Source organism: Shimazuella sp. NTD250 (assembly GCF_059510375.1).
The window spans coordinates 1-2,250 of sequence record NZ_JCAJZS010000020.1; the positions used below are offsets into that span (position 1 = coordinate 1).

Consider the following 2,250-nt stretch of genomic DNA (forward strand, 5'->3'; position numbering starts at 1 on the left):
CCTGTGCTTCCAGTTGCTCCGGTTGAACCTGTCGGACCAGTTAATCCTCTTGGGCCTATCGGACCACTCGGACCTGTTGGACCCGACAAGCCGGTTGCTCCCGTTGGACCGGTTAATCCTCTTGGACCTATTGCTCCCGTTGGACCGGTTGGACCTGTCGCTCCCGTTGCTCCTGTGACTTGCATAACAGTAACAAGCTTTTGCGTATCTATGATCAATGCATCGGAAATTGTTTTTAATACATTTTGCAACAAATATTGCCTCCTTCCTCTTAATACTCATTCTTTTCATAACAATACATGTCATTATATTCAAAAATAAATGAAAAGGATTATGACAAAACAAACCAAAATAGTTAAATAAAAAATACCACCTAATAGTGGTATTGAAATGGGAAGTAATTTATTTTATATGTTTTTTAAAAACTTACTCTACTTAAGATAGGCGAACAATTGTGATATTTGTACCACTAAATGTAGCTGATGATCCACTGATATTCACTAGGGTCAAAATGGAGCTACCGATAAGTGGCGTATTAAATATCGCTTGGGAATTCAATTCAACAGGAAGACCGAGAGTAGAAGATGAATTAATGGATTCTGAACCAGAAATTGGGATTCCAGTTAATTGCAATACAACTTGTGCCGCTACTCCAGGTACTGTAGTTATAGCTGTCTCATAAATCGCTAGATAAGTTTGACCAGGAGCAAGCAGTATTTGTGCTGAACCAGGTATATGAGAGATAGATAACCCATTAATTACCAAATTTGTGCTGAGTGGGATAGCAGTATTATTTGTCACTACCTGACTTGCAAGGTTTACAATCATTGCATTATCTGTTGTTACAGTTGCCCCTGTGACTCCTTGAAGCCCTGTTGGACCGGTGGGACCTGTCGCTCCTGTTCGACCTGTAATCCCTGTGGCTCCAATTGGGCCGGCGGGACCTTGGATTCCGGTGGGACCAGTAGAGCCTGTGGGGCCTGTGGATCCTGTGGTTCCGGTCGCTCCGACTGGACCGGCGGGGCCTTGGATTCCGGTGGGACCCGTTGGACCAGTAGGACCTGTGAGGCCTGTGGTTCCAGTCGTTCCGGTTAAACCGACGGGGCCTTGGGCTCCAGTTGGACCCGTTGAACCTGTCGGACCCGTTACTCCTGTCGCTCCATTTGAACCCGCAGGGCCTTGGATTCCGGTTGGGCCCGTTGGACCTGTGGCACCAGTCGCTCCTCCTGGAGCTCCCGTTTCTCCACGTGCTCCTGTTTCTCCTGTTGGACCTGTTTCTCCCGTTGCTCCAGTTTCTCCCGTTGCTCCGGTTTCTCCCGTTGCTCCAGTTTCTCCCGTTGCTCCAGTTTCTCCTGTTGCTCCGGTTTCTCCCGTTGCTCCAGTTTCTCCCGTTGCTCCTGTTTCTCCTGTTGCTCCGGTTTCTCCCGTTGCTCCGGTTTCTCCTGTTGTTCCGGTTTCTCCCGTTGCTCCAGTTCCTCCTGTTGCTCCAGTACTTCCGGTACTTCCCGTCGCTCCCGTTGCTCCGGTACTTCCGGTCGCTCCGGTTCCTCCCGTTGCTCCGGTACTTCCGGTACTTCCCGTCGCTCCCGTTTCTCCCGTTGCTCCGGTACTTCCCGTGGCTCCGGTTCCTCCCGTTGCTCCGGTACTTCCCGTCGCTCCAGTACTTCCGGTCGCTCCAGTACTTCCGGTACTTCCCGTCGCTCCCGTTGCTCCGGTACTTCCCGTGGCTCCGGTACTTCCCGTGGCTCCGGTTCCTCCCGTTGCTCCGGTACTTCCCGTCGCTCCAGTACTTCCGGTACTTCCCGTCGCTCCCGTTGCTCCGGTACTTCCCGTGGCTCCGGTTCCTCCCGTGGCTCCGGTACTTCCGGTACTTCCCGTCGCTCCCGTTTCTCCCGTGGCTCCGGTACTTCCCGTGGCTCCGGTTCCTCCCGTGGCTCCGGTACTTCCGGTCGCTCCAGTACTTCCGGTCGCTCCAGTACTTCCGGTACTTCCCGTCGCTCCCGTTTCTCCCGTGGCTCCGGTACTTCCCGTGGCTCCGGTTCCTCCCGTTGCTCCGGTTCCTCCCGTGGCTCCCGTTGCTCCAGTACTTCCGGTACTTCCCGTCGCTCCCGTTTCTCCCGTCACTCCGGTACTTCCGGTGGGTCCAGTACTTCCGGTACTTCCCGTCGCTCCCGTTTCTCCCGTCACTCCGGTACTTCCGGTGGGTCCAGTACTTCCGGTGGATCCGGTACTTCCCGTCACTCCCGTTTC

At 53.6% G+C, this 2,250-nt stretch carries 2 pseudogenes; both read right to left on the reverse strand.

What is annotated here, in order from left to right:
• Window positions 1–251: pseudogene (locus AC5WOF_RS19375) on the reverse strand (exosporium glycoprotein BclB-related protein); the annotation flags it as partial.
• 184 nt (window positions 252–435) lie between these two features.
• Window positions 436–2,250 (reverse strand): annotated as a pseudogene (locus AC5WOF_RS19380) (NTTRR-F1 domain); the annotation flags it as partial.